Raw genomic sequence first — 26,371 nt, forward strand, 5'->3', positions numbered from 1 at the left:
CAGCGCCGATGGTACTGCAGGGGGGACCCTGTGGGAGAGTAGGACGCCGCCGAACTAATTGTAGAAGAGCTGGTCCCTGAACTTCGGTTCAGGGACCAGCTCTTTTTTGTTGTCCGTCACTCGCTGTTCACGTTGCGCGACCAACATCCGCGACATGGGGACACTTGGAATGCTGCGAGCCGCCGGAGTCGGAAGCGGTGACGAGGTCATCGTGCCCGCGTACGGGAACGCCGAAGTCGCCGAGGACGTCGTCCTCGCGGGCGCCATGCCCGTGTTCGCGGACATCGACCCGCTGACGTACTGCCTCAGCCCTGAGGCAGTCGACGCCGTCGTGACCGCCCGTACCGCCGCCGTCGTCGCCGTACACCGCTTCGGGAACCAGGCCGACGTCGCAGGCCTGCGACGTGTCGGGCAGCGGCACGGGCTGCTCGTCCTCGAACAGGGCGAGCTGGACGCGCCGTGCGACGGACTGCCGCAGCGGCGGGCCTACGCCACCTACCTGAACGGGCGACTGACCGGAGTCATAACGCCGGCCGAGAACGCCGCACACAGCCACCAGTACGTCGTACGGGTGCCCGGCAACGGGCGGCCGGACCGCGACGCCTTCGCGCGGGCCGTACGCGCCAGGGGAGTCGACTGCCACGTACCGGTGAAGACGCCGCTGCACCGCACGCCGAAGTTCTGGCGCGACATCGAACTGCCCGAGACCGAGCGGGCCGCCGACGAAACCCTGGCGCTCCCTGTGGACGCCTCGCTGTCCCGACGGGAACTGCAGCGGATCGTATCGGCGTGCAATGCGCTCGGAGGGCTTCTTCAACCCGCCTTCTGAGGGGCAAGGGAGGGCGGTTCGGGCCCGCCTGATGTTCGGGTATGATCTATTCCGTTGCCGCGCGGGAAACCGCGAAAGGCGCAACTGGCCCCTATAGCTCAGTCGGTAGAGCGTCTCCATGGTAAGGAGAAGGTCAGCGGTTCGATTCCGCTTGGGGGCTCTGAGAAGAAAGAAGAAGGCCATCGTCCTTGGGCGGTGGCCTTCTTTTGTTGTACGGCCGCGTTGTATGCCTTACGAGGGGCGCTGGTTCAGTCCTCGAGGCCCGGGACGCGCATTGCCAGGATCGCCATGTCGTCCGACGGGGCGTCCGTCGCGAAGCGCTCCACCGCGCGCATGATGCGTGCCGCCACCGCGCCCGCGGTCAGGCCCGTGCAGGTGGTGAGAACGTCGGCGAGGCCGTCGTCGCCCAGCATGCGCGTGCCCTCACGGCGCTCTGTGACGCCGTCTGTGACGCACAGCAGCACGTCGCCCGGGTCCAGGGTCACCGTCTGCTCGTACAGCTCCAGGTCGTCCATGACGCCGAGCAGCGGCTGCGGCTCCGCGTACGGCTCGACCGTGCCGTCCTGGCGCAGGCGCAGCGGCAGCGGATGGCCGGCGCAGACGATCTTCAGGACCGCCGAGCCGTCCTCCTGGGGCCACAACTCGCCGTACAGGAGCGTCAGGAAGCGGCTGCGGGCGCCCTCGTCGAGGATCGCCGCGTTGAGGCGCTCCAGGACCGCGGGGCCGCCGAAGCCCTCGCGGGCCAGCAGGCGCAGCGCGTGCCGGGCCAGGCCCGTGACCGCGGCCGCCTCCGGGCCCGTGCCGCACACGTCGCCGATCGCGAAGCCGTACGCGCCGTCGCGGATCGGGAAGAGGTCGTAGAAGTCGCCGCCGACCTCGTTGCCCTCGCCGGCCGCGCGATAGATGACCTCGACCTCCACGCCCGGGACCTGGGGCAGGCCGGGCGGCAGGAGGCTGCGCTGGAGGGACTGGCTGATCGCCATGCGCTCCGAGTACAGGCGGGCGTTGTCCAGGGCCAGGGCGGCCCGGCGGGAGAGGTCCTCGGCCAGCTCCAGGATCTCCTGGCGGAAGTGCTCGTCGGAGGGCTTGCCGAGGACGAGCATGCCGATGACGCGGTTGCGGGCCACCAGGGGCAGGACGACCGTCTCGCCGCCCACCGCGGAGGCCGTGGACAGCGTCGTGCCGATGCCCGAGCCGACCGTCATGGGCTCGCCGAGGCCGAGGTTGCGCATCGACGTGCGCAGGGCGGCCTGGTGCGCGGCTTCGGAGGGGGCGGTCCAGACGCGGGCGCCCGGGGTCGGGACCGGGTCCGGTGCGTCGACCTTCACCAGGAGGGCCTTGAGGCCGTCGATGCGCTCCTCGTCCTCGTGCAGGACGTACGAGAGGTAGGGCTCCGAGGCCTGGTCGGCGATCGTGTAGACGGCGCACCAGGTGGCGAGGGTGGGGACCGTCATCTGGGCCATGAGGGCCAGGGTCTGGTCGCGGTCGAGGGTGCCGGCGAGCAGGTCGGACGCCTCCACGAGGAAGGACAGCGAGCCGCGGCGCAGGCGCTCCAGCTCGCCGAGGCGGGCCGACTCGACGGCGAGGGCGATGCGGTCGGCGGCGAACTGCAGGCGCAGGGCCTCTTCGTTGGAGTACCGGTCGGGGGACTCGGCGGCGACGCCCAGGGAGCCCGTGAGGCGGCCCTCGACCTTCAGCGGGACCGTGACGACCGAGCGCATGCCGGTGCCGTTGAGGAGCGGCACTGCGCCCGGTACGACCGTGAGGTCCTCGTGGACGGCGGGCATCCGCGCGGAGCCGTACCGGCCGGGACCGGCCTCCACGGGGACGCGGGCGAAGCGCTGGCGGGCGGAGGGCAGGCCGGTGGAGGCCCGCACTTCCAGTTCCGTCTCGTCGTCCGTGGCCAGCAGGAGGAAGGCCGCGTCGCCGTCGAGCATGTCGCGGGCGCGCTCGACCGTGCGCTGGAGGAGGCCGTCGAGGTCGTCGGGCGCGGGGGAGCCGATGAAGATTTCGAAGGGGTCGGCGGTGTGCGGCTCGCTGAGCGTGCTGGACTCGGGGGCCGGGCCGCGCAGCGGGGTCTGCAGGACGGCGCGCTCGTCGTCACGTACGAGAAGACAGACCGTGGAGGGTTCGCCGTCGGTGTCGCGGACGCGCAGGTGCGAGGCGTAGACGGGGATGACGCGGCCGCCCGAGTCCCGGATGCCGTAGCTGCCCTCCCAGCGGGAGAGCTGGAGGGCGTCGACGATGCCGGTGCTGGTGCCGGGGGTGTGCGGCCAGGCGGCGAAGTCGGTGAGGGGCTTGCCGGTGACCTGCTCGGCGACGTATCCGAAGAGTTCCTCGGCGTCCTCGTTCCACGCGGAGATGGCGCCCGCGCGGTCGATCTGTACGACGGCGACGCGGACGCGGCCGTCGGTGAGGGGCAGGAGGTCGATCGGCAGCGCGGGGCCGGCGGCGCGGGTGCCCACGGGGCGGTCGGGCAGGTCGAGTTGGAACCAGACCTGCTTGTGCGTGGACGTGTAGTCGACGCCCCAGCGGGTGGCGAGCGCGGCGCAGAGCTGGAGGCCGCGGCCGCCCTCGCGGTCGGGGCTGCCCATGGTCGCGGGGGAGCTCTGGAGGGGGATCTCGCGCTCGGGATAGTGGTCGGAGACCTCGATGCGCACGGCGTCCTCGGTGCGCAGGCACAGGACGTCGGCTGCGGTGCCCGCGTGGACGACGGCGTTGGTGACGAGTTCACTGGTCAGGACGACCGCGTCGTCGACGACGTCTGTGAAGCCCCACCCCTGGAGTGTGTCCCTGACGAACGAACGGGCCGTCGCGACGGAACGCCCCACGGGTTCGAAAGTCGCAGCCGCGCGCGCGGTGATCACAGAACTCCTCGTCCGTTGTCCCCCGGGAATCTGCACTCCCATGGTGCGGCCGCCCCTCCGATGCCCGCTGAATATGTGTGCCACCGCCCTGGCCGGGCAGGACCGGGGTGGTTGGACAGCCGGATGCCAGGTTACTTACCTTCGCCGTCCATGCTGATGCCGGTCGCCAGTCTTTCCGCCCGGAGGGTGTGCGGACGGTGTGCGAAGCTGCCGAACTGTTATGGCCTGGTTCGGCCATGGTGAAACACTGGACAGGCTTCAGATGGAGCCCCAGCAGTAGGTCGACCCTTGCGGGAGGGACACAGTGGAGTCTGGCGCTGCGACGCGGACCTCTAAGGCGCGCGCGAAAGACGGACGGTCCCTGAACAGTCAGCGCAAGCCGCGCAACGGGACGACGGCCACGGTGGACGCCGCGGCCCTCAACAGGCTCCTCGTCGCGCTTGTGGCGATGCGGGACGGGAACTTCCGCAAGCGGCTGACGGTGTCGGGCGACGACGTGATGTCGGAGATCGCCGCCGTCTTCAACGAGGTCGCCGACCGCAATCTGCATCTCACCGGTGAGTTGTCGCGGGTGCGGCGCACGGTGGGGCGTGAGGGAAAGCTCACAGAGCGGCTGCAGGGCGGGGCCATGGAGGGCTCCTGGGCGGCGGCGATCGACGCCTCCAACGCGCTCGTGGAGGATCTCGTACGGCCCGTCTCCGAGGTCGGCCGGGTGCTGTCCGCCGTCGCGGAGGGCGACCTGGAGCAGCGCATGGAGCTGCGCGCGCAGCTCGACGAGGGCAACGGCCATCCGCTGCGCGGTGAGTTCCTGAAGGTCGGCCGCACGGTCAACAACCTCGTGGACCAGCTCTCGACGTTCACCGACGAGGTCACGCGGGTGGCCAGCGAGGTCGGCACGGAGGGCAAGCTGGGCGGGCAGGCCCGGTTGCGCGGTATGTCCGGTTCGTGGAAGGACCTCACGGACTCGGTGAACACGATGGCGTACCGGCTGACGGCGCAGGTGCGGGACATCGCCCTGGTGACGACGGCGGTCGCCAAGGGTGATCTGTCGCGCAAGGTCACGGTGCATGTGGCCGGCGAGATGCTGGAGCTGAAGAACACCGTCAACACGATGGTGGACCAGCTCTCCTCGTTCTCCTCCGAGGTGACGCGGGTCGCGCGGGAGGTCGGCACGGAGGGTGAGCTCGGCGGGCAGGCGCAGGTGCCGGGCGTCGCGGGCGTGTGGAAGGACCTCACGGATTCGGTCAACCTGATGGCGGGCAACCTGACCGCGCAGGTGCGGGGCATCGCCCAGGTGACGACGGCCGTCGCGAACGGCGATCTGTCGCAGAAGGTGCGGGTGAGCGCGCGCGGCGAGGTGGCGCAGCTCGCCGAGACCATCAACCAGATGACGGAGACGCTGCGTACGTTCGCGGACGAGGTCACGCGCGTCGCCAACGAGGTGGGCGCCGAGGGGCAGCTCGGCGGGCAGGCAAATGTGCCGGGTGCGGCGGGGACGTGGAAGGACCTCACCGACTCCGTCAACACGGTCTTCAGGAACCTGACGACTCAGGTGCGCGACATCGCGCAGGTGACGACGGCGGTGGCGAACGGCGACCTGTCGCAGAAGGTCACCGTCGATGTCGCGGGCGAGATGCTGGAGTTGAAGAACACCGTCAACACGATGGTGGACCAGCTGTCGTCGTTCGGTGCCGAAGTGACGCGGGTGGCGCGTGAGGTCGGTGTCGAGGGGGAGCTCGGCGGGCAGGCGCAGGTGCCGGGTGCCGCGGGGACGTGGAAGGACCTCACCGACTCGGTGAACACCGCCTTCCGGAACCTCACCGGGCAGGTGCGCAACATCGCGCAGGTGACGACGGCGGTGGCGAACGGCGACCTCTCCCAGAAGGTCACGGTCGACGTCTCCGGAGAGATGCTTCAGCTGAAGAACACCGTGAACACGATGGTGGACCAGCTGTCGTCGTTCGCCGACCAGGTGACGCGGATGGCGCGGGACGTGGGCACGGAGGGGCGCCTCGGCGGCCAGGCGCGCGTGGACGGCGTCAGCGGTACGTGGAAGGAGCTCACGGACTCCGTCAACTTCATGGCGGGGAACCTGACTTCGCAGGTGCGTCAGATCGCCCAGGTGACGACGGCGGTGGCGCGCGGTGACCTGTCGCAGAAGATCGACGTGGACGCGCGCGGGGAGATCCTGGAGCTGAAGAACACCATCAACACGATGGTCGACCAGCTCTCCGCGTTCGCCGACCAGGTGACGCGCGTGGCGCGCGAGGTGGGCACGGAGGGGCGGCTCGGCGGCCAGGCGCAGGTGCCCGGCGTGGCCGGTGTGTGGCGCGACCTCACGGACTCCGTGAACGGCATGGCCGGCAACCTCACCGCGCAGGTGCGCAACATCGCGCAGGTCGCCACTGCGGTGGCGCGCGGTGACCTGTCGCAGAAGATCGACGTGGACGCCCGGGGCGAGATCCTGGAGCTGAAGAACACCCTCAACACGATGGTGGACCAGCTGTCGGCCTTCGCCGAGCAGGTGACGCGGGTGTCCCGCGAGGTGGGTACGGACGGCATCCTCGGCGGGCAGGCCGAGGTGCAGGGCGTGTCGGGTACGTGGAAGGACCTGACGCAGTCCGTGAACGGCATGGCGAACAACCTCACCCTCCAGGTGCGCAACATCGCCGAGGTCACCACGGCCGTCGCCATGGGCGACCTGTCCAAGAAGATCACCGTCGACGCGAAGGGCGAGATCCTCGAGCTCGTCACGACCGTGAACACGATGGTCGACCAGCTGTCGTCGTTCGCGGAGCAGGTCACGCGCGTGGCCCGCGAGGTGGGCACGGAGGGCAAGCTGGGCGGCCAGGCGCGGGTGGTCGGCGTCACGGGCATCTGGAAGGACCTGAGCGACAACGTCAACCTGATGGCCAACAACCTGACCATGCAGGTGCGGAACATCTCGCAGGTCGCCGCGTCCGTCGCCAACGGCGACCTCACGAAGACGGTGACGATCGAGGCGCGCGGCGAGGTCGCGCAGCTCGCGGACACCTTCAACACGATGGTGAAGACGCTGAGTTCGTTCGCCGACCAGGTCACCAAGGTGGCCCGTGAGGTGGGTACGGACGGCATCCTCGGCGGGCAGGCCCGCGTCCCGGGAGTCTCGGGCACGTGGAAGGACCTCACCGAGTCCGTGAACGGGATGGCGTCCAACCTGACCGGTCAGGTGCGCAACATCGCGATGGTCACCACGGCCATCGCCAAGGGCGACCTCACCAAGAAGATCGACATCGACGCGCGCGGCGAGATCCTGGAGCTCAAGACCACCATCAACACGATGGTCGACCAGCTGTCGTCGTTCGCCGACCAGGTGACGCGTGTGGCGCGCGAGGTGGGCACCGAGGGCCAGCTCGGCGGGCAGGCTCGGGTGCGGGACGTCGACGGCACCTGGCGCGACCTGACGGAGTCCGTGAACGAGATGGCCGGGAACCTCACCCGGCAGGTGCGCGCCATCGCGGCCGTCGCCACGGCGGTGACCCGCGGCGACCTCAACCTGAAGATCGACGTGGACGCGGCGGGCGAGATCCAGGTCCTCCAGGACAACATCAACACGATGATCGCGAACCTCCGCGACACCACCCTCGCCAACAAGGAACAGGACTGGCTCAAGGGCAACCTGGCGCGGATCTCCGGCCTGATGCAGGGCCGCCGCGACCTGGAGGACGTCGCCTCGCTGATCATGAGCGAGCTGACGCCCGTCGTCTCGGCGCAGCACGGCGCGTTCTTCCTGGCCATGCCCACCGACGACGCGCAGGACCTCAGCGCTGACGAGGACGCGTACGAACTGCGCATGCTCGGCAGCTACGGCTATTCGATGGGATCGATGCCGACGTCGTTCAGGCCCGGCGAGACGCTGATCGGGACGGCCGCCAAGGAGCGGCGCACCATCCTCGTGGAGAACGCGCCGTCCGGCTATCTGCGGATCGCCTCCGGGCTCGGTGAGGCGCCGCCGGCGCAGGTCATCGTGTTGCCGGTGCTCTTCGAAGGCACAGTGCTCGGGGTCATCGAGCTGGCGTCGTTCCAGCCGTTCACGCAGATCCAGAAGGACTTCCTCAGCCAGATCGCCGAGATGATCGCGACGAGCGTCAACACGATCAGCGTCAACACCAAGACGGAGATCCTGCTCAAGCAGTCGCAGGAGCTCACCGAGCAACTGCGCGAGCGCTCCGCGGAGTTGGAGAACCGGCAGAAGGCGCTGCAGGAGTCCAACGCCGAACTGGAGGACAAGGCCGCGCTGCTCGCCCAGCAGAACCGCGACATCGAGGTCAAGAACACCGAGATCGAAGAGGCTCGCCAGGTCCTCGAGGAGCGCGCCGAACAGCTGGCGGTCTCGATGCGCTACAAGTCCGAGTTCCTCGCGAACATGTCGCACGAGCTGCGTACGCCGCTCAACTCCCTGCTGATCCTCGCCAAGTTGCTCGCCGACAACGCCGACGCGAACCTCACCCCCAAGCAGGTGGAATTCGCCGAGACGATCCACGGCGCGGGCTCGGACCTGCTCCAGCTCATCAACGACATCCTCGACCTGTCGAAGGTCGAGGCGGGCAAGATGGACGTCAGCCCGACGCGCATCGCGGTCGTCCAACTCGTGGACTACGTAGAGGCCACTTTCCGCCCGCTGACCGCGGAGAAGGGGCTCGACTTCTCCGTACGCGTGTCGCCGGAGCTGCCCGCGACGCTGCACACGGACGAACAGCGACTCCTTCAGGTGCTGCGCAACCTGTTGGCCAACGCGGTGAAGTTCACCGACTCCGGGGCGGTGGAGCTGGTCATCAGGCTCGCCAACAACGACGTGCCCAACGCCATCCGGGAGCAGCTTCTGGAGGCCGGCTCGCTGCGGGACGCCGACGCCGACCTGATCGCGTTCTCCGTGGCCGACACCGGCATCGGCATCGCGGCCAGCAAGATGCGGGTGATCTTCGAGGCCTTCAAGCAGGCCGACGGCACCACCAGCCGCAAGTACGGCGGCACGGGCCTCGGCCTGTCGATCAGCCGGGAGATCGCGCGGCTGCTCGGCGGCGAGATCCACGCGGCGAGCGAGCCGGGCCGCGGCTCCACCTTCACGCTGTATTTGCCCCTGCACCTCAGCGAACTGCCGCCGCAGGGCTACGCCCAGCTCCCGCCGTCGCCCACGGCGGCCGAACTGCCCGCCCTGGAGGCTCTGGAGGCCCTGGAGCCCACGGAGAACGGCGAGCGGCCGGAGTCCCGCTCGCCCGCCGCCAGGCCCCCGCAGGCACCCCCTGGCACCGCCGAGCTGTTCCGGCGCCGCCGCCGGTCCGCGCCGCCCGCGGGGGAGCCGTCGCGGGCCCTTCCGGGGCAGCCCGGGACCGGGGCCGCGGGGACGCCGGAGCAGTGGCAGGACGGCGCGGGCCAGGAGGCGCCGGCCCCGCGCGTGCGGTTGCAGTTCAGCGGTGAGAAGGTGCTCATCGTCGACGACGACATCCGGAACGTGTTCGCGCTCACCAGCGTCCTGGAGCAGCACGGCCTGTCCGTGCTGTACGCGGAGAACGGCCGGGAGGGCATCGAAGTCCTGGAGCAGCACGACGACGTGACGGTCGTGCTGATGGACATCATGATGCCGGAGATGGACGGCTACGCGACGACGACGGCGATCCGCAGGATGCCGCAGTTCGCCGGGCTGCCGATCATCGCGCTCACCGCCAAGGCCATGAAGGGCGACCGGGAGAAGGCCATCGACTCCGGGGCGTCGGACTACGTGACCAAGCCGGTCGATCCCGATCATCTGTTGTCGGTGATGGGGCAGTGGATGCGCGGGGAGTGACGCGGCGGCTCGCTGAGTCGGGAAGAAGCCGCACCATTACGCGGAGTTGCTGACAGAGTGTGGCCGACGTCGTGTAGAACCGCGGTATTCGGGGAACCTTCTGGTCCGCCGCGGCGTTTCTGCTACGTGCACAGTGACATCGCGGTGACAGGGTGTGGCGACAGGCGGGGTGCGGCTACCATGACCGGCACAAGGACGGGCGGCGCAAGGGAGCCGTCCTCTGGGGCGGCGCCCGGTGTACCGCCGGGGCGAGGAGGGCGGGCCATGGTGCAGAAGGCCAAGATCCTCCTGGTCGATGACCGGCCGGAGAATCTGCTGGCGCTGGAGGCCATCCTCTCTGCGCTCGATCAGACGCTGGTGCGGGCATCGTCCGGGGAGGAAGCGCTCAAAGCGCTGCTGACGGACGACTTCGCGGTCATTCTGCTGGACGTCCAGATGCCGGGAATGGACGGCTTCGAGACTGCCGCGCACATCAAGCGGCGGGAGCGGACCCGGGACATCCCGATCATCTTCCTCACCGCCATCAACCACGGACCCCACCACACCTTCCGGGGGTACGCGGCGGGCGCCGTGGACTACATCTCCAAGCCCTTCGACCCGTGGGTGCTGCGCGCCAAGGTCTCGGTGTTCGTCGAGCTGTACATGAAGAACTGCCAACTGCGTGAGCAGGCCGCGCTGCTGCGCCTCCAGCTCGAGGGCGGCGCCAAGGCCGCGGCCGCGGACACCAAGGAGCCTGCGGGTCTCCTTGCCGAGTTGTCCGCGCGTCTCGCGGCCGTCGAGGAGCAGGCCGAGGCGCTCTCCAAGCAGCTCGACGACGACTCGGCGGACGCCGCCGCCGTCGCCACGGCAGCCCATCTCGAACGCAAACTGACCGGTTTGCGCAGGGCTCTTGACGCCCTGGAGCCTGGCACCGGCAGCGGTGCGCCCTCGGTGCCGTCACAGAACTGACCCGGGCGAAGGCCGCACACCGCGCCGAAGGCTCCGCACGCCGCGCTGAGTACGGAATCGACAATTCCGTACGTCCGCGCGGTGAACGGAAGCGCAGGTTCCGTACGTCCGCTGTGAGCACCCGTCAGTTCGCCTCCCCGACAAGGGCGACACAGACGGGTGAAGCAGTAGGCACACGTGTCCACAGTCGTCTCCCCCGGTAACCTCACCCCATGGCCTCACGTCAGCCCGCAGCCAAGAAGACGCCCGCGAAGAAGGCGGCCGCGCCGACCAAGGCTCCGGCGAAGGCCGCCGCCAAGAAAGCGCCCGCGAAGAAGTCCGCGGCGAAGGCTCCCGCCAAGAAGGCCGCGGCCAAGAAGCCCGCCCCGAAGCCGGCGCCGAACCCGACCAACGGTCTCTACCGCGTCGTGCGCGCCATCTGGCTCGGCATCGCGCACGCGGTGGGCGCGATGTTCCGCGGCGTGGGACGCGGCGCCAAGAACCTCGACCCCGCGCACCGCAAGGACGGCCTCGCGCTGCTGCTGCTCGGCCTCGCGCTGATCGTCGCCGCGGGCACCTGGTCCAATCTGCGCGGCCCCGTGGGCGACCTGGTCGAGATGCTGGTGACCGGCGCCTTCGGGCGGCTCGACCTGCTCGTTCCGATACTGCTCGCGGCCATCGCCGTGCGGCTGATCCGGCACCCCGAGAAGATCGACGCCAACGGCCGCATCGTGATCGGCCTGTCCGCGCTCGTCATCGGCGTGCTCGGCCAGGTGCACATCGCGTGCGGTTCGCCCGCGCGCGGGGACGGCATGCAGGCGATAAGGGACGCGGGCGGGCTCATCGGCTGGGGCGCGTCCACTCCGCTGAACAAGGCGCTGGGCGAGGTCCTCGCCGTGCCGCTGCTTGTGCTCCTGACGGTCTTCGGGCTGCTGGTCGTCACGGCCACGCCCGTCAACGCCATTCCGCAGCGGCTGCGAAAGCTCGGCGTGCGGCTCGGCGTCCTCGAGGGCGAGCCCGCCGTGGGGGAGGCGGGGGAGTACGGCGAATACGGCGAGTACTCCGACGACGAGCGGTACGACGAGCAGTGGCGTGAGGCCCTGCCCGCGCGCCCCCGAGGCCGCAGGAAGCCCGCAGGAGGCCCGCAGGAGCCCTCGCCGGACCAGGCCGAGGAGGCGGCCCTGTCCAAGCGGCGCAGGCCGCGTCGCGCCTCCGTGCAGCCCGACATGGACCGGCCCATGGACGCCGTGGACGTGGCCGCTGCCGCGGCCGCGGCGCTCGACGGGGCCGTGATGCACGGCATGCCGCCCTCGGCCCTGGTCGCCGACCTCACGCACGGCGTCTCCGTGGACCGGGACGAGCAGGAGCGGTCCGCGCCGGTGCCGCCCGCCCGCGCGACCGGGGCCCCGGCGGCGGGCGCCCCCGTGGCCGGCCGGCGGAATCCGCCCAAGGAGCCCGCGGGCACCGGCGTCCCCGACCTGACCAAGGAGGCTCCGGACGCGCCCCGCGACCTGCCCCCGCGCGCGGAGCAACTGCAGCTCTCCGGAGACATCACCTACTCGCTGCCCTCGCTCGACCTCCTGGAGCGCGGCGGCCCCGGCAAGGCCCGCAGCGCCGCCAACGACGCGGTCGTCGACTCGCTCTCGAACGTCTTCACCGAGTTCAAGGTCGACGCCGACGTCACCGGCTTCACGCGCGGGCCGACGGTCACGCGCTACGAGGTCGAGCTCGGCCCCGCCGTGAAGGTCGAGAAGATCACGGCCCTCGCCAAGAACATCGCGTACGCCGTCGCATCGCCGGACGTGCGGATCATCTCGCCCATTCCCGGCAAGTCCGCGGTCGGCATCGAGATCCCGAACACCGACCGCGAGATGGTCAAGGTCGGCGACGTGCTGCGGCTCGCGGACGCCGCCGAGGACGATCACCCGATGCTGGTCGCGCTCGGCAAGGACGTCGAGGGCGGCTACGTGATGGCCAACATGGCGAAGATGCCGCACATCCTCGTCGCCGGAGCCACCGGTTCCGGCAAGTCGTCGTGCATCAACTGTCTGATCACGTCGATCATGGTGCGGGCCACCCCCGAGGACGTCCGCATGGTCCTCGTCGACCCCAAGCGCGTCGAGCTCACCGCGTACGAGGGCATCCCGCACCTGATCACGCCGATCATCACCAACCCCAAGCGCGCGGCCGAGGCGCTCCAGTGGGTCGTACGCGAGATGGACCTGCGCTACGACGACCTCGCGGCGTTCGGCTACCGGCACATCGACGACTTCAACCAGGCCGTGCGCGACGGCAAGCTCAAGACGCCCGAGGGCAGCGAGCGCGAGCTCAGGACCTATCCGTACCTGCTGGTGATCGTCGACGAGCTGGCGGACCTGATGATGGTCGCGCCGCGCGACGTCGAGGACTCGATCGTCCGCATCACGCAGCTCGCGCGCGCCGCCGGCATCCACCTGGTGCTCGCCACCCAGCGGCCGTCCGTGGACGTCGTGACCGGCCTGATCAAGGCAAACGTTCCCTCACGGCTCGCCTTCGCGACCTCCTCGCTCGCCGACAGCCGCGTCATCCTCGACCAGCCGGGCGCCGAGAAGCTGATCGGCAAGGGCGACGGCCTGTTCCTGCCCATGGGCGCCAACAAGCCCACCCGTATGCAGGGCGCCTTCGTGACCGAGGACGAGGTCGCCGCGGTCGTCCAGCACTGCAAGGACCAGATGGCGCCCGTCTTCCGCGACGACGTCACCGTGGCCACCAAGCAGAAGAAGGAGATCGACGAGGAGATCGGCGACGATCTCGACCTGCTGTGCCAGGCCGCCGAGCTGGTCGTCTCCACCCAGTTCGGGTCCACGTCGATGCTCCAGCGCAAGCTGCGGGTCGGCTTCGCCAAGGCGGGCCGTCTCATGGACCTCATGGAGTCGCGGAACATCGTCGGACCGAGCGAGGGCTCCAAAGCACGTGACGTTCTTGTGAAACCCGATGAGCTGGATGGAGTGCTCGCGGTGATCCGCGGGGAGGCTGACTGACGGAGTGGTTTGATTCGTACGGAGCCGGTTCACCCGTACGGATGACGGCTGACCCGTCTGAGAACGCACGCAACCGTTTCTCTTCGCCTCACGTCAAGTTGAGGGGAAGAACACCAGCATGTCCCACCATCAGGATGTCCGGCCATTCTGATGGCGTACAAAGTCCGTCCGCCCGGTTGCCCCACCCTTTCTCGGCCCCCCTAGACTGAATGTCCGGCAGGTGGCTACACGCTCGAAAGGCGCACCCGTGTCCATCGGCAACTCCCCTGAAGACGACCACCCTTCAGACGCCCGCCCCACAGAGAACCCCCTCCCCGAGGACGGCCCCGCGGCCGAGCGGCCCGCGGAAGACCGTCCCTCGGTCGGGCACGTCCTGCGGCAGGCGCGTGTCGACGCGGGGCTGACCGTCGACGAGATCAGTACGTCCACCCGGGTGCGCATCCCGATCGTGCACGCGATCGAGCAGGACGACTTCTCGCGCTGCGGCGGCGACGTCTACGCGCGCGGGCACATCCGTACGCTCGCGCGTGCCGTCGGCATCGACCCCGCCCCGCTGATCGCGCGCTACGACGAGGGCCACGGCGGCAGGCCGCCCGCGCCCACCCCGGCCGCGCCGCTGTTCGAGGCCGAGCGGATCCGCTCCGACCCGCGCCGGCCGAACTGGACCGCGGCCATGGTGGCCGCCATCGTCGCCGTGATCGCCTTCGTCGGGTACACCGCCTTCAGCGGCGACGACGACAGCGACGGCGGCCAGCAGGTCGCCGAGGGCTCCACGCCCAGCAAGACCGCCGCGCCCAAGCCCACCGGCAGCAAGCCCGCCGATCCCAAGCCCGACCCCTCGGACAGCGCCGTCGCCGGGGTGCCGCGGGACAAGGTGACCGTCAAGGTCGACGCCGCCGACGGCCGCAGCTGGATCTCCGTGAAGGACCACAACGGCCGGCAGCTGTTCGACGGCCTGCTCAAGCAGGGCGAGACCAAGACCTTCCAGGACAAGCAGAAGATCGATCTCGTGCTCGGCGACGCCGGCGCGATCAAGCTGTTCGTGAACGGCAAGCCCGTCGACAACGAATTCGAACCGGGCCAGGTCGAGCGCCTCTCGTACACGAAGGGTGACCCGGAAGTCGGCTGACCTGCTCCGTCCCGAGCGCCCGTCGCGAGCACCAGGAACCCTGGCGGCGGGCGCCGACGCATGGACGAAGTAGTCTTGATTCCATGCCCGAACGCCGCACTGTCGCCCTTGTCACGCTTGGCTGCGCCCGTAACGAGGTGGACTCGGAGGAGCTCGCAGGCCGCTTGGAGGCGGACGGCTGGGACCTCGTGGAGGACGCCGAGAACGCGGACGTCGCAGTCGTCAACACCTGCGGCTTCGTCGAAGCCGCCAAGAAGGACTCCGTAGACGCCCTGCTCGAAGCCAATGACCTCAAGGGTCACGGCAGAACCCAGGCCGTCGTGGCCGTCGGCTGCATGGCCGAGCGCTACGGCAAGGATCTGGCCGAGGCGCTGCCCGAGGCCGACGGCGTCCTCGGCTTCGACGACTACGCCGACATCTCCGACCGCCTCCAAACCATCCTCAACGGCGGCATCCACGCCTCGCACACCCCGCGCGACCGCCGCAAGCTGCTCCCGATCAGCCCCGCGGAGCGCCAGGAAGCGGGCACGGAGGTCTCCCTGCCGGGCCACGCGCCCGTCGACCTGCCCGAGGGCGTCGCACCCGCCTCCGGGCCGCGTGCGCCCCTGCGCCGCCGTCTGGGCAGCAACCCGGTCGCCTCGGTGAAGCTGGCCTCCGGCTGCGACCGCAGGTGCTCCTTCTGCGCCATCCCGTCCTTCCGCGGCTCGTTCATCTCCCGCCGCCCCTCGGACGTGCTGGGCGAGACGCGCTGGCTGGCCGAGCAGGGCGTCAAGGAGGTCATGCTGGTCTCCGAGAACAACACTTCGTACGGCAAGGACCTCGGCGACATCCGCCTCCTGGAGACGCTGCTTCCCGAGCTGGCCGCCGTCGACGGCATCGAGCGCGTCCGCGTCAGCTACCTGCAGCCCGCCGAGATGCGCCCCGGGCTCATCGACGTCCTGACGTCCACGGAGAAGGTCGCGCCGTACTTCGACCTGTCCTTCCAGCACTCCGCGCCCGGCGTGCTGCGCGCGATGCGGCGCTTCGGGGACACCGACCGCTTCCTGGAGCTGCTCGACACCATCCGGAGCAAGGCCCCGCAGGCCGGTGTCCGGTCCAACTTCATCGTCGGCTTCCCCGGCGAGACCGAGGCCGACGTCGCCGAGCTGGAGCGCTTCCTCACGGGCGCGCGGCTCGACGCCATCGGCGTCTTCGGGTACTCCGACGAGGAGGGCACCGAAGCGGCGACGTACGACCACAAGCTCGACCAGGACGTCGTCGACGAGCGCCTCGCGCGGGTCTCGCGGCTCGCGGAGCAGCTGACCTCGCAGCGCGCCGAGGAGCGCCTCGGCGAGCGCATCGAGGTGCTGATCGAGTCCGTGGACGACGAGGACGGCGCCCTCGGGCGTGCCGCGCACCAGGCGCCCGAGACGGACGGCCAGATCCGCTTCGCGGACGCGACGGCTGGGGAGGCCTTGCGCGTCGGCCGTATGGTCGTGGCAAAGGTGGTCGGCACGGAAGGCGTGGATCTGGTGGCTGAGCAGTGCGAGCTCCTGGAAACCGGACCCGTTGGGTCCGGGTCCGAGGGCCCCGGCGCGGGCCGGTCCCAGGGCGCCGCGGAAGGGGTGGGCAGATGACCCAAGTCCCGGCATCCGCGGCGGGCGGCTCCGGCGCGCACGGCGCGAAGCCGGTGCGCGGCGGAAAGCTGGGCGCCGCGGCGGTCGACCAGGCCAGTCTGTGGAACGTCGCGAACATGCTGACCATGATCCGGCTGCTGCTCGTGCCCGGCTTCGTGATGCTGCTGCTCGCCGACGGCGGGTACGACCCGGCCTGGCGCTCGTTCGCCTGGGCCGCCTTCGCCGTCGCCATGATCACCGATCTCTTCGACGGCCATCTGGCACGTACGTACAACCTGGTCACGGACTTCGGGAAGATCGCCGACCCCATCGCCGACAAAGCGATCATGGGGTCCGCGCTGATCTGTCTGTCCTGGCTGGGCGATCTGCCGTGGTGGGTGACGGGCGTGATCCTCGGGCGTGAGCTCGGGATCACGCTGCTGCGTTTCTGGGTGATCCGCTACGGCGTCATCCCCGCCAGCCGCGGCGGCAAGATGAAGACGCTCGCGCAGGGCACGGCCGTCGGGATGTACGTCCTGGCGCTGACCGGCCCGCTGGCGACGCTGCGGTTCTGGGTGATGGCGGTCGCGGTCGTCCTCACCGTGGTGACCGGGCTCGACTATGTGAAACAGGCCATTGTGCTGCGTCGGCAGGGGATGGCGGAGGCCGGGGCCGCGTCCGCGGCTGCGCGCGAGGAGGCCGGGCCGGAGTCGGCTCGGGGAGCCGCGAAGTGATGTCCGGGGGGCGGGGGGCGGCCGGTGCCGGTGGTGGCGTCGTGGCCGCCGGTGGCCCTGAGGCTGCTGCCGCTCCCGCCGCCGCTCCCGCGGCCGGTGCTGCCGCTGCCGAGGTGCTGCGGCTGCTCGGCGAGCGCGGGGAGACGCTGGCCGTCGCCGAGTCGCTGACGGGCGGTCTCGTGGCCGCCGAGGTGACGGCGGTGCCGGGTGCCTCGCAGGTCTTCCGGGGTTCCGTGACGGCGTACGCGACCGAGCTGAAGCAGCAGGTCCTGGGCGTGGACGGCGCGCTGCTCGCCGCCCGCGGGGCCGTGGACGCCGACGTCGCGCTGCAGATGGCCGCGGGCGTACGAGGGCTGCTCGGGGCGGACTGGGGGCTGGCCACGACGGGCGTCGCCGGCCCCGATCCGCAGGACGGCAAGTCCGTCGGAACGGTGTTCGTGGCGGTCGTGGGCCCTGGTTCCCCGCTTCGCTCTGAGGGGAATGTGGCCGCCCTGCGGTTGAACGGAAACCGTACGGAAATCCGTACAGAGAGCGTACGCAGTGTGCTGGGACTGCTCCTTCGGCAGCTCTCCGGCGAACGCGCCGGGAATGGGCGGGCACAGGATACGGAACAGAACGGGGGGACTTGATGTTTGCAGCCCTGAGTGAACACGACATCGCTCCCCGCACGGCCGCCGCGCGAGGCGGTACGGTGGGGCGAGAAGGATGCGGCTACGCGGTCCGAGGAGGGAGCCACCGATGATTCTGCTCCGTCGCCTGCTTGGTGACGTGCTGCGTCGGCAGCGCCAGCGCCAGGGCCGTACTCTGCGCGAAGTCTCCTCGTCCGCCCGAGTCTCACTCGGCTATCTCTCCGAGGTGGAGCGGGGGCAGAAGGAGGCTTCCTCCGAGCTGCTTTCCGCGATCTGCGACGCGCTTGACGTACGGATGTCCGAGCTCATGCGAGAAGTGAGCGACGAGCTCTCGCTCGCCGAGCTGGCCGAGTCGGCAGCGGCAACGGAACCGGTGCGCGCACCGGTACGCCCGATGCTCAATTCCGTCTCGGTGACCGGCGTGCCACCGGAACGGGTGACCATCAAGGCGCCTGCGGAGGCGGTCGACGTCGTCGCCGCCTGACGGCAGGCCCGCACGCACACGAAGAGCCCCGGCCGGGTCATTGGCCGGGGCTTTTCGCTGTCCGAAGTGGCCGCGATCACGTGCTTGCGCGATGGTTGGTGGTGGTTCTGGACGACCCCGACCGACAGCCGAGACGCGGAGGAACCGATGTACGTCGTGAAGAGCCCGTTGCCCGACGACGACCTGAAGACGGTGTCCGAGGCCCTGCAGGGAGCCCTCGTGGACCTTGTCGACCTGTCCCTGGTGGCCAAGCAGATCCACTGGAACGTGGTCGGTCCGCGCTTCCGCTCCGTGCACCTGCAGCTCGACGAGGTCGTGGACACCGCCCGACTGCACTCCGACACCGTCGCCGAGCGCGCCTCGACCCTGGGCGTCTCGCCCGACGGACGGGCCGGGACGGTGGCGTCGACCAGCGGCATCGGCAAGGTCGCCGAGGGCTGGGTCAAGGACACCGACGCCGTGGGCACGCTCGTGGACGCGCTCGGCGCGGTGATCACGCGGATGCGGGAGCGGGTGAACTCCACCGGGGACGCGGATCCGGTGAGCCAGGACATCTTCATCCAGATCACGGCTGATCTGGAGAAGCATCACTGGATGTTCCAGGCCGAGAACGGATAGGGCTGGCCGGGGGCCTTTTGCCGGGTTTCCAGTCGGGTGGCCGGGTGGCCGAGTGGGCGGCGTCCGGCCAGGTTTTCCGGGCTTCGTCGGCGTGCCGGTGGTGGGCCGTTGTCTCGGTGGATCGGACGGGCTTGATCGGTTCTCGGACAGCGGTCCAGGCCTCGCCGTGTTCGACGCCCTTCCCGGCAGCCGACGCCCGAGCTGGTGCGGGCGACGCGTGCGCGGATCGAGGAGATCACCTCGCGCGGCAGCCGGTCCTTGCCTACCTGGCGGGGTTCGCCTGGGCCTTCGTGGTGTTCCTGCTCTGCGTGGCCGAGTTCATCGCGCTGTTCTGGCTCGCGCGGCCCGACGCCTCGGCCGAGCGCGGCCAGGCCGTGTTCTGCCTGGCGAGCCTGACGCTCGGGATGTTCTGGGTCGTCCTTCAGCCGTTGGTGCGGCTCACGCCGGCGCCGATCGTTCCCATGGGGCGGGCGCTGCGCGGGTACCGGCGGCTCGCGCGGTTCGAGCGGGAGATCGGCCAGGGGGAGCCGGAGGGCGAGCGGTGAGGGGGCGCTGTCCCGGCGGGTGTGCCTATGGGTGTGCCTAAGGGGCATCGGATGCGGGTCGGGGCGGGGCGGGGGAGACTCGGAAGGCCCGCGTCCAGGTCGGGTGGCGGGCTCCTGGGGTGTGGCCGTGCGGTCGGTCCGGCTCCTGGCGGGAGGTGAAAGCCGTGGCGGGGCGCATGCTGCGGTGGGCGCCGGCACTGGGGCTTGCCGCGCTGTGGTGGTGGGCCGTCTTCCGGCTCGCGCTGGCGCCCGACGCGGGGGTGCTGGAGGGGGCCGTCGCGGCCGGGGGGTGGGGGTTGAGTCTGCTGCCGGTGCACTGCGTGCCGAAGGGGCGGGCTGTGGGGGCGGGGCGGCGGGGGCGTGTGCGTGGGGGTGGGGGCGGGGGAGATGTGGGCGGTGGGGGTGGGGGTGGTCCGTGGCAGGGGTGGGTCCCGGAGGTGGGTTCGGGGTTCGGGTCCGGGAATGGGTCGGGGGCGAAGGTGGGTGTGGAGTCCGGGTCCGCGTCCGGGGCTGGGGCGAGGTCGCTGCGTGCCTGGGTCACCAAGGCATGGCGACGCCGCCGTTCGGGCGGAGGATCTGGCCCGTCGTGAACGAGGACGCGTCCGACGCCAGGTGCAGCACTGCGTGCGCCACGTCCTCGGGTTCGCCGACCCTGCCGAGGGGTGACCTGCGCGCCAGCGCGGCCTCCGTCGCCGCCTGGGCGTCCTCCTCGTGACGATGCGTCATCGGCGTACGAGTCCACCCCGGGGCAACGGCGTTGACGCGGATGCCGTGCGGGCCGACCTCCGTCGCCAGCGTCTTCGTCAGCTGGACGACGGCCGCCTTCGCGGAGGCGTAGCAGAGCAGGCCGGGGTGGCTGGTGTCGACGGCGCTCGACGCCATCGTCACGATGCTGCCGCCCGCGCCCGCGTCGATCATCGCGCGGGCCGCCGCCTGGCACGCGTACAGCACTCCCTTGAAGTTCACGGCCAGAACCCGGTCGAGATCCTCGTCGCGGGTCTCCAGGACCGGGCTGCTGTGCATGATCCCGGCGATGGCCGCCATTACGTCCAGGCGGCCCGACGGGGCGGTGGCCTCGGCCACGGCCTGGTCGACCTGTGCCTTGTCGGCGACATCCAGGGTGTACGTGGACGCGGTGCCGCCGTCCGCCTTGATGCGGGTGGCCGTTTCCTTGAGGCCCTGGGCGTCGAGGTCGGCGCAGTGCACTGTCGCGCCCGCCTCGGCGAGGAGTACGGCGGTGGCTCGGCCGATTCCGCCGGCGGCGCCGGTGACGAACGCGGTGCGGCCGGTGAGGTCGTACGCCGTTATGGCCATGGCGGGACCGTACGGCGGTATCTGACGGGGCGTCAACTGGCCTGCGTGGTCGTGGTTGTGGGTTGTCTGTCGGTTGCGGGGGCTGGGTGGGGGGTGGCCGCGCTTCGTCAGGGGGTGGGGCCCTGTTGGCAGGTCGGGCACCAGTACGTGGGGCGTCGGCGGGTGGCGTCGCCCTGCTCCGCCGAGCGCAGGGATGTGCCGCAGCGCAGGCAGGGGCGTGGCGCGCGGCCGTACACGTACAGCCGCTGTCCCGGGCGGGTGCTGCCCGTCGTCGTGCGGGCCGGGCGGTCGCGGTTGGCTTCCAGGAGCTTCTTCGCCAGGGTCGGGAGGCGGGCCGCCGTCTCCTCGGGGAGCTCGCCTACCGGGAGCCAGGGGGTGGCGCCGAGCAGGAAGCAGAGCTCGCTCTTGTAGATGTTGCCGATGCCCGCGAGGTTGCGCTGGTCCAGCAGGGCCTCGCCCAGCGGGCGTTCGGGGGCTGCGCGGAGGTTGCGCAGCGCCTGCTCCGGGTCCCAGTCGGGGCCCAGGAGGTCCGGGCCCAGGTGGCCCACCGCGCGGGGTTCGTCGGCGGTGCGGAGCAGTTCCAGGACCGGGAGGCGGTAGCCCACGGCCGTGTGGGCGGCGGTCGCGAGGACTGCTCGGATCTGGTGGGCGGGGCCGCCGCGCCAGCGCTCCTGCGGGGCGTACACCCGCCAGGAGCCGTCCATGCCCAGGTGCGAGTGGAGGGTGAGGCCGCCTTCTACCCGGGTGAGGAGGTGCTTGCCGCGCGGGGTCACGTCCAGGACGGTGCGGTCGGTTAGGTCGGCCGTGGCGTGTTGGGGGACGCGGAGGTCGGAGCGGGTGAGGGGGTGTCCGGCCAGGGCTTTGTGCAGGCGGTGGGCCGTTTGGTGGACTGTGTCTCCTTCGGGCATGGGGTTAGCGTTGCACTTTTGCTGGCGGGGGCGCCTTGGGCGGGGTGGGTGGCTTGGGCGCTTTTGGGTGTCTGGGCGCCTGGGTGTCTGGGTGTCTGGGTGCCTGGGTGGTGCTGGTGGTGGGGTCGCCGGTCGCCTTTTCGCCGGGGGCGGTTGCTCGCCTTTCGCCTTGCGGTCCGTTGTGGCACGGCCCCTCCGGTTCGTTGGCGGTTGTTCGGCCGGTGGGGTCAGGGGCGGAGGCGTAGGCCGCGAGGGGTGGCGTGGAAGCCTGTTTGTTCCAGGAGTGGGGCGTAGGGGGACGTCAGGGAGGCGGAGCCGTTGATTCGTTCTACGGTGACCGTGCCCAGGGCGCCCGCCTTGGCCGCGGAGGCCAGTGCCTCGGCGGCGGCCGGTAGACGTGGGTCCTCCGAGGGGGGTGTGTCAGCCGGTGCGGTGGGCCAGGCGAGCAGTGACTTGCCGCCGCGTTCCATGTACAGGGTCAGCTCGCCGTCGACCAGGACGACCAGTGAGCCTGCCTTGCGGCCCGGCTTGTGGCCGGCTTCGGTGGGGGGCTCCGGCCAGGGCAGCGCCGCGCCGTATGCGTTGGCGGGGTCGGCGGCTGCCAGGACGACCGCCTGGGCGTCGGACGGTCGGGAAGTGTCCGCGCGCTCACGGGCGTTGGCCCCCGCCCGCAGTCGGTCCACCGCGCCGTCCATCGCGAACTGTGCGGCCCCCAGGCCCTCCACCACGTAGCCCCGGCGTGCCTGGCCGTTGTCCTCGAAGGCCGACAAGACGCGGTACGCCGCCGAGAAGCCGCCCTCCACGCCTTCCGCCGCGACCGCTCCGCGGGTCACCACGCCGTGCCGGTCGAGGAGTGTGCGGGCCAGGGCGTGGGCCCGCAGGGTCGGGTCGGGCTCGCGGGCGGGCAGCAGCGACCACCGGCCCGCGACCGTGGGCGGGCCGGTGCGCGAGGCCGGGCGGGCCGCGGCCGTGAGCGAGCCGTACCGCCCGCGCGGGATGCCGCGCTTGGCCCGGTGGGCGGTGGAACCCGCGGTGCGGCCCGAGCCCAGGAGGTTGCGCATGGGGGTGAGCGTGTCGTTGGTGAGGCGGCCGGACCACGCCAGGTCCCATACGGTGTCCGCCAGTTGGGGGTCGGAGGCGTCCGGATGCGTGGTGGCGCGTACCTGGTCGGCGATCTGCCGGAAGAACAATCCGTAGCCTCCGGAGAGGGTGTCCAGGACGGACTGGTGGAGTGCGGTGAGCTCCAGGGGGTGGGGCTGCGGGAGGAGGAGCGGGGCCGCGTCCGCCAGATACAGGCTGATCCAGCCGTCCTTGCCGGGGAGTGCTCCGGCGCCCGCCCAGACCACCTCGCCGGCCGCTGTCAGCTCGTCGAGCATCGCGGGGGTGTATCCGGTGACGCGGGAGGGCAGGACGAGCTTCTCCAGGGCGGACGCCGGGACCGATGCGCCCTGGAGCTGCTCGATGGCGCGCACCAGGCCGTCGATTCCGCGCAGGCCGTGCCCGCTCAAGTGCTGCCACTGCGGCAGGAATTGGGCGAGGGCGGCCGGTGGCACCGGTTCCAGTTCGTGCCGCAGGGCGGCGAGGGAGCGGCGGCGCAGTCGGCGCAGGACGGTGGCGTCGCACCACTCCTGGCCGATCCCCGCCGGATGGAACTCTCCTTGTACGACACGGCCGTTCGCCGCCAGGCGCTGCAGCGCCCCGTCCGTGACCGCCGCGCCCAGGCCGAAGCGGGCGGCCGCCGCGGCGGACGTGAACGGGCCGTGCGTGCGGGCGTAGCGCGCGAGGAGGTCGCCCAAGGGGTCCTTGACGGGCTCGGTGAAGGCCTCCGGGACGCCGACCGGCAGCGCCGTGCCGAGCGCGTCCCGCAGGCGGCCCGCGTCCTCGATCGCCGCCCAGTGGTCCGCCCCGGCGACGCGGACGCGGATGGCGCGGCGGGCGCTGGCCAGCTCCGCGGCCCAATCGGGCTCCGCGCCGCGCTCGGCCAGCTCGGCGTCCGTGAGCGGGCCGAGGAGGCGCAGCAGGTCGGCCACGCCTTCGGCGTCCTTGACGCGGCGGTCCTCCGTGAGCCACTGGAGCTCCTGCTCCAGGGTGGTGAGGACGTCGGTGTCGAGCAGCTCGCGCAGTTCCGCCTGGCCAAGCAGCTCGGCGAGGAGGCGGGAGTCCAGGGACAGGGCGGCGGCGCGGCGCTCGGCCAGCGGTGAGTCGCCCTCGTACAGGAACTGCGCCACGTACCCGAACAGGAGGGAGCGGGCGAAGGGGGACGGCTCCTGGGTGGTGACCTCGACGAGGCGGACGCTGCGGGACTCGATGTCGCCCATCAGCTCGGTCAGGCCCGGTACGTCGAAGACGTCCTGGAGGCACTCCCTGACGGCCTCCAGGACGATCGGGAAGGAGCCGAACTCACTGGTGACTTCGAGGAGCTGGGCGGCGCGCTGGCGCTGCTGCCACAGGGGCGTGCGCTTGCCCGGGCTGCGGCGCGGCAGCAGCAGCGCGCGGGCGGCGCACTCACGGAACCGGGAGGCGAACAGCGCTGAGCCCCCCACCTGGTCGGTGACGATCTGGCGGACCTCGCCCTTGTCGAAGGCCACGTCGCCCGCGCCCACGGGGGCCTGTTCGGGGTCGAACGCCGAGTCCACGGTGACGTCCACCGGGTCTTGGTCGAGCAGGTCGAGGCCCATCAGGTCGGCGTCCGGCAGGCGCAGCACGATGCCGTCGTCGGCGTGCATGACCTGGGTGTCCATGCCGTACCGCTCGGTGAGGCGGGCGCCGAGGGCCAGCGCCCAGGGCGCGTGCACCTGGGCGCCGAACGGGGAGTGCACCACGACGCGCCAGTCGCCCAGCTCGTCGCGGAAGCGCTCGACCACGATCGTGCGGTCGTCCGGGATGTGGCCGCAGGCCTCGCGCTGCTCGGAGAGGTACGCCAGGACGTTGTCCGCGGCCCAGGTGTCGAGGCCCGCGGCGAGCAGGCGTCCGCGCGCGTCGGCCTCGGGCAGCGAGCCGACCTCCCGGAGGAACGCGCCCACGGCGCGGCCCAGTTCGAGCGGGCGGCCGAGCTGGTCGCCCTTCCAGAACGGCAGCCTTCCGGGGACGCCGGGAGCAGGGGAGACCAGGACGCGGTCGCGGGTGATGTCCTCGATGCGCCAGGAGCTCGTGCCGAGGGTGAAGACGTCGCCCACGCGGGATTCGTAGACCATCTCCTCGTCGAGCTCGCCGACGCGGCCGCCGCCCTTCTTCGGGTCGGCGCCCGCGAGGAAGACGCCGAAGAGACCGCGGTCGGGAATCGTGCCCCCCGAGGTGACCGCGAGGCGCTGCGCCCCCGGCCGCCCGGTGACCGTGCCCGCGACGCGGTCCCACACCACGCGCGGGCGCAGCTCCGCGAACGCGTCGGACGGATAGCGGCCGGCGAGCATGTCCAGGACGGACGTGAACGCGGACTCCGGGAGCGCGGCGAACGGCGCGGCGCGGCGGACCACCGCCAGCAGGTCGTCCACCTGCCAGCTGTCGAGCGCCACCATCGCGACGAGCTGCTGGGCCAGCACGTCCAAGGGGTTCGCCGGGACCCGCAGGGACTCGATCGAGCCCGTGCGCATCCGCTCCGTGACGACGGCGGCCTGGACCAGGTCACCGCGGTACTTCGGGAAGACGACTCCCGTGGAGACCGCGCCCACTTGGTGCCCCGCGCGGCCCACCCGCTGCAGCCCTGAGGCCACGGAGGGGGGCGATTCGACCTGCACCACCAGGTCCACCGCGCCCATGTCGATGCCCAGCTCCAGGCTGGACGTGGCGACCACGGCGGGCAGCCGGCCCGCCTTCAGGTCCTCCTCGACCTGGGCGCGCTGCTCCTTGGAGACCGAGCCGTGGTGGGCGCGGGCGAGCACGGGCGGCGCGCCCTGCGCGGCGCCCGACTGCGCCATCACCTCCGCCGGACTGTGGTCGTCCGGCAGGGCCTCGCCCGTCGCTCGCTCGTACGCGATCTCGTTGAGGCGGTTGCACAGGCGCTCCGCCAGGCGGCGGGAGTTGGCGAAGACGATCGTCGAGCGGTGCGCCTGCACGAGGTCGGTGATGCGCTCCTCGACGTGCGGCCAGATCGAGGGGCGCTCCGCGCTCTGGTCGGTGTCGGTCGCCGGGGAGCCGCCCAGCTCGCCGAGATCCTCGACCGGGACGACCACGGAGAGGTCGAATTCCTTGCCCGACGCGGGCTGCACGATCTCCACGCGGCGCTGGGGCGACAGATATCGCGCCACCTCGTCCACCGGGCGGACCGTCGCCGACAGGCCGATCCGGCGCGCGGGGCGCTTCAGGAGCGTGTCCAGGCGCTCCAGGGACAGGGCCAGGTGGGCGCCGCGCTTGGTGCCCGCGACGGCGTGCACCTCGTCCAGGATCACCGTCTCGATGCCCGTCAGGGCGTCCCGCGCGGCGGACGTGAGCATCAGGAACAGTGACTCGGGCGTCGTGATCAGGATGTCCGGCGGGCGGGTGGACAGGGCGCGGCGCTCGGCCGCCGGGGTGTCCCCGGAGCGGATGCCCACCCGCACCTCGGGCTCGGGCAGGCCGAGGCGCACGGACTCCTGGCGGATGCCGGTGAGCGGGCTGCGCAGATTGCGCTCCACGTCGACCGCGAGGGCCTTCAGGGGCGATACGTAAAGCACCCGGCAGCGCTTCTTGGGGTCGGCCGGGGGCGGGGTCGAGGCGAGCTGGTCCAGGGCGGCGAGGAAGGCGGCCAGGGTCTTGCCGGAGCCGGTCGGGGCGACCACCAGCACGTCCGAGCCCTCCGCGATCGCCTGCCACGCCCCGGCCTGGGCGGACGTGGGCGCGGAGAAGGCTCCCGTGAACCAGCCGCGGGTCGCGGGGGAGAAGCCGTCGAGGGCAGCGCGGGGGCTGCGGGCGGACCTGACCATGACCCCATCGTGCACCCCGCCACTGACAATGGCCCCGACCTGCGAAAAAG

15 protein-coding genes and 1 tRNA gene are annotated in these 26,371 nt (G+C 71.2%); 12 read left to right on the top strand and 4 right to left on the bottom strand.

Annotated features, from left to right (window positions below; genetic code table 11):
- The first annotated feature begins 169 nt into the window (after positions 1-169).
- Positions 170-829 (top strand): DegT/DnrJ/EryC1/StrS family aminotransferase, encoded by a 660-nt coding sequence (locus IEY91_RS05940; protein ID WP_164328150.1) that lies wholly within the window; start codon positions 170-172, stop codon positions 827-829.
- 87 nt (positions 830-916) lie between these two features.
- A tRNA-Thr gene (locus tag IEY91_RS05945) sits at positions 917-989 on the top strand.
- An 88-nt stretch (positions 990-1,077) separates the two neighbouring features.
- Here the strand turns inward: IEY91_RS05945 and IEY91_RS05950 are convergent.
- Positions 1,078-3,738 (bottom strand): SpoIIE family protein phosphatase, encoded by a 2,661-nt coding sequence (locus tag IEY91_RS05950; protein WP_229696741.1) that lies wholly within the window; start codon positions 3,736-3,738, stop codon positions 1,078-1,080.
- Between the two features lie 262 nt (positions 3,739-4,000).
- On the opposite strand from IEY91_RS05950, the gene IEY91_RS05955 reads away from it, so the two are divergent.
- The 10 genes from IEY91_RS05955 (at position 4,001) to IEY91_RS06000 (ending at position 19,201) form a co-directional block, all read left to right on the top strand.
- Positions 4,001-9,520, top strand: coding sequence for a HAMP domain-containing protein (locus IEY91_RS05955; protein ID WP_189173152.1), 5,520 nt, complete (start codon positions 4,001-4,003; stop codon positions 9,518-9,520).
- A 264-nt stretch (positions 9,521-9,784) separates the two neighbouring features.
- Positions 9,785-10,468, top strand: a complete 684-nt coding sequence (locus IEY91_RS05960) for a response regulator (RefSeq protein WP_164319826.1) — start codon at positions 9,785-9,787, stop codon at positions 10,466-10,468.
- Between the two features lie 212 nt (positions 10,469-10,680).
- Positions 10,681-13,467, top strand: coding sequence for a DNA translocase FtsK (locus IEY91_RS05965; RefSeq protein WP_164319823.1), 2,787 nt, complete (start codon positions 10,681-10,683; stop codon positions 13,465-13,467).
- 247 nt (positions 13,468-13,714) lie between these two features.
- The gene (locus tag IEY91_RS05970; protein WP_189173153.1) at positions 13,715-14,596 is read left to right on the top strand and encodes a helix-turn-helix domain-containing protein; all 882 of its coding nucleotides are present in this window, start codon (positions 13,715-13,717) and stop codon (positions 14,594-14,596) included.
- Positions 14,597-14,679: 83 nt separating this feature from the next.
- Positions 14,680-16,212, top strand: coding sequence for a 30S ribosomal protein S12 methylthiotransferase RimO (gene rimO, locus IEY91_RS05975; RefSeq protein WP_164319821.1), 1,533 nt, complete (start codon positions 14,680-14,682; stop codon positions 16,210-16,212).
- Positions 16,209-16,925, top strand: coding sequence for a CDP-diacylglycerol--glycerol-3-phosphate 3-phosphatidyltransferase (gene pgsA / locus IEY91_RS05980; protein WP_164319819.1), 717 nt, complete (start codon positions 16,209-16,211; stop codon positions 16,923-16,925). The genes rimO and pgsA overlap by 4 nt, the downstream gene beginning before the upstream one ends.
- Positions 16,925-17,554 (top strand): CinA family protein, encoded by a 630-nt coding sequence (locus tag IEY91_RS05985; RefSeq protein WP_229696742.1) that lies wholly within the window; start codon positions 16,925-16,927, stop codon positions 17,552-17,554. Before pgsA ends, IEY91_RS05985 begins: the two co-directional genes overlap by 1 nt.
- A gap of 109 nt (positions 17,555-17,663) precedes the next feature.
- Complete coding sequence (locus IEY91_RS05990) at positions 17,664-18,038, top strand: helix-turn-helix domain-containing protein (protein WP_030688912.1); 375 nt, start codon at positions 17,664-17,666, stop codon at positions 18,036-18,038.
- Positions 18,039-18,185: 147 nt separating this feature from the next.
- A complete protein-coding gene (locus IEY91_RS05995) occupies positions 18,186-18,656 on the top strand; it encodes a Dps family protein (protein WP_164319817.1) in 471 nt (156 codons plus the stop codon).
- Positions 18,657-18,787: 131 nt separating this feature from the next.
- Positions 18,788-19,201, top strand: coding sequence for a hypothetical protein (locus IEY91_RS06000; protein WP_189173154.1), 414 nt, complete (start codon positions 18,788-18,790; stop codon positions 19,199-19,201).
- A gap of 537 nt (positions 19,202-19,738) precedes the next feature.
- Here the strand turns inward: IEY91_RS06000 and IEY91_RS06005 are convergent.
- The 3 genes from IEY91_RS06005 to IEY91_RS06015 all read right to left on the bottom strand — a co-directional run bounded on the left by IEY91_RS06005 (position 19,739) and on the right by IEY91_RS06015 (position 26,321).
- Complete coding sequence (locus tag IEY91_RS06005; RefSeq protein WP_189173155.1) at positions 19,739-20,515, bottom strand: SDR family NAD(P)-dependent oxidoreductase; 777 nt, start codon at positions 20,513-20,515, stop codon at positions 19,739-19,741.
- Between the two features lie 107 nt (positions 20,516-20,622).
- Complete coding sequence (locus IEY91_RS06010; RefSeq protein ID WP_189173156.1) at positions 20,623-21,423, bottom strand: Fpg/Nei family DNA glycosylase; 801 nt, start codon at positions 21,421-21,423, stop codon at positions 20,623-20,625.
- A gap of 227 nt (positions 21,424-21,650) precedes the next feature.
- On the bottom strand, positions 21,651-26,321 hold the full coding sequence (locus tag IEY91_RS06015) for an ATP-dependent helicase (RefSeq protein WP_189173157.1): 4,671 nt from the start codon (positions 26,319-26,321) through the stop codon (positions 21,651-21,653).
- Positions 26,322-26,371 lie beyond the last annotated feature (50 nt).

The sequence above is a fragment of the Streptomyces lasiicapitis genome, from assembly GCF_014646335.1.
Lineage (GTDB): Bacteria > Actinomycetota > Actinomycetes > Streptomycetales > Streptomycetaceae > Streptomyces > Streptomyces lasiicapitis.

Bases quoted from the DNA above. Each gene is read 5' to 3' on its own strand.
- IEY91_RS05940 (WP_164328150.1), top strand. From the start codon at position 170: ATGCTGCGAGCCGCCGGAGTCGGAAGCGGTGACGAGGTCATCGTGCCC.
- IEY91_RS05950 (WP_229696741.1), bottom strand. From the start codon at position 3,738: ATGGGAGTGCAGATTCCCGGGGGACAACGGACGAGGAGTTCTGTGATC.
- IEY91_RS05960 (WP_164319826.1), top strand. From the start codon at position 9,785: ATGGTGCAGAAGGCCAAGATCCTCCTGGTCGATGACCGGCCGGAGAAT.
- IEY91_RS05965 (WP_164319823.1), top strand. From the start codon at position 10,681: ATGGCCTCACGTCAGCCCGCAGCCAAGAAGACGCCCGCGAAGAAGGCG.
- rimO (WP_164319821.1), top strand. From the start codon at position 14,680: ATGCCCGAACGCCGCACTGTCGCCCTTGTCACGCTTGGCTGCGCCCGT.
- pgsA (WP_164319819.1), top strand. From the start codon at position 16,209: ATGACCCAAGTCCCGGCATCCGCGGCGGGCGGCTCCGGCGCGCACGGC.
- IEY91_RS05985 (WP_229696742.1), top strand. From the start codon at position 16,925: ATGTCCGGGGGGCGGGGGGCGGCCGGTGCCGGTGGTGGCGTCGTGGCC.
- IEY91_RS05990 (WP_030688912.1), top strand. From the start codon at position 17,664: ATGATTCTGCTCCGTCGCCTGCTTGGTGACGTGCTGCGTCGGCAGCGC.
- IEY91_RS05995 (WP_164319817.1), top strand. From the start codon at position 18,186: ATGTACGTCGTGAAGAGCCCGTTGCCCGACGACGACCTGAAGACGGTG.
- IEY91_RS06005 (WP_189173155.1), bottom strand. From the start codon at position 20,515: ATGGCCATAACGGCGTACGACCTCACCGGCCGCACCGCGTTCGTCACC.
- IEY91_RS06010 (WP_189173156.1), bottom strand. From the start codon at position 21,423: ATGCCCGAAGGAGACACAGTCCACCAAACGGCCCACCGCCTGCACAAA.
- IEY91_RS06015 (WP_189173157.1), bottom strand. From the start codon at position 26,321: ATGGTCAGGTCCGCCCGCAGCCCCCGCGCTGCCCTCGACGGCTTCTCC.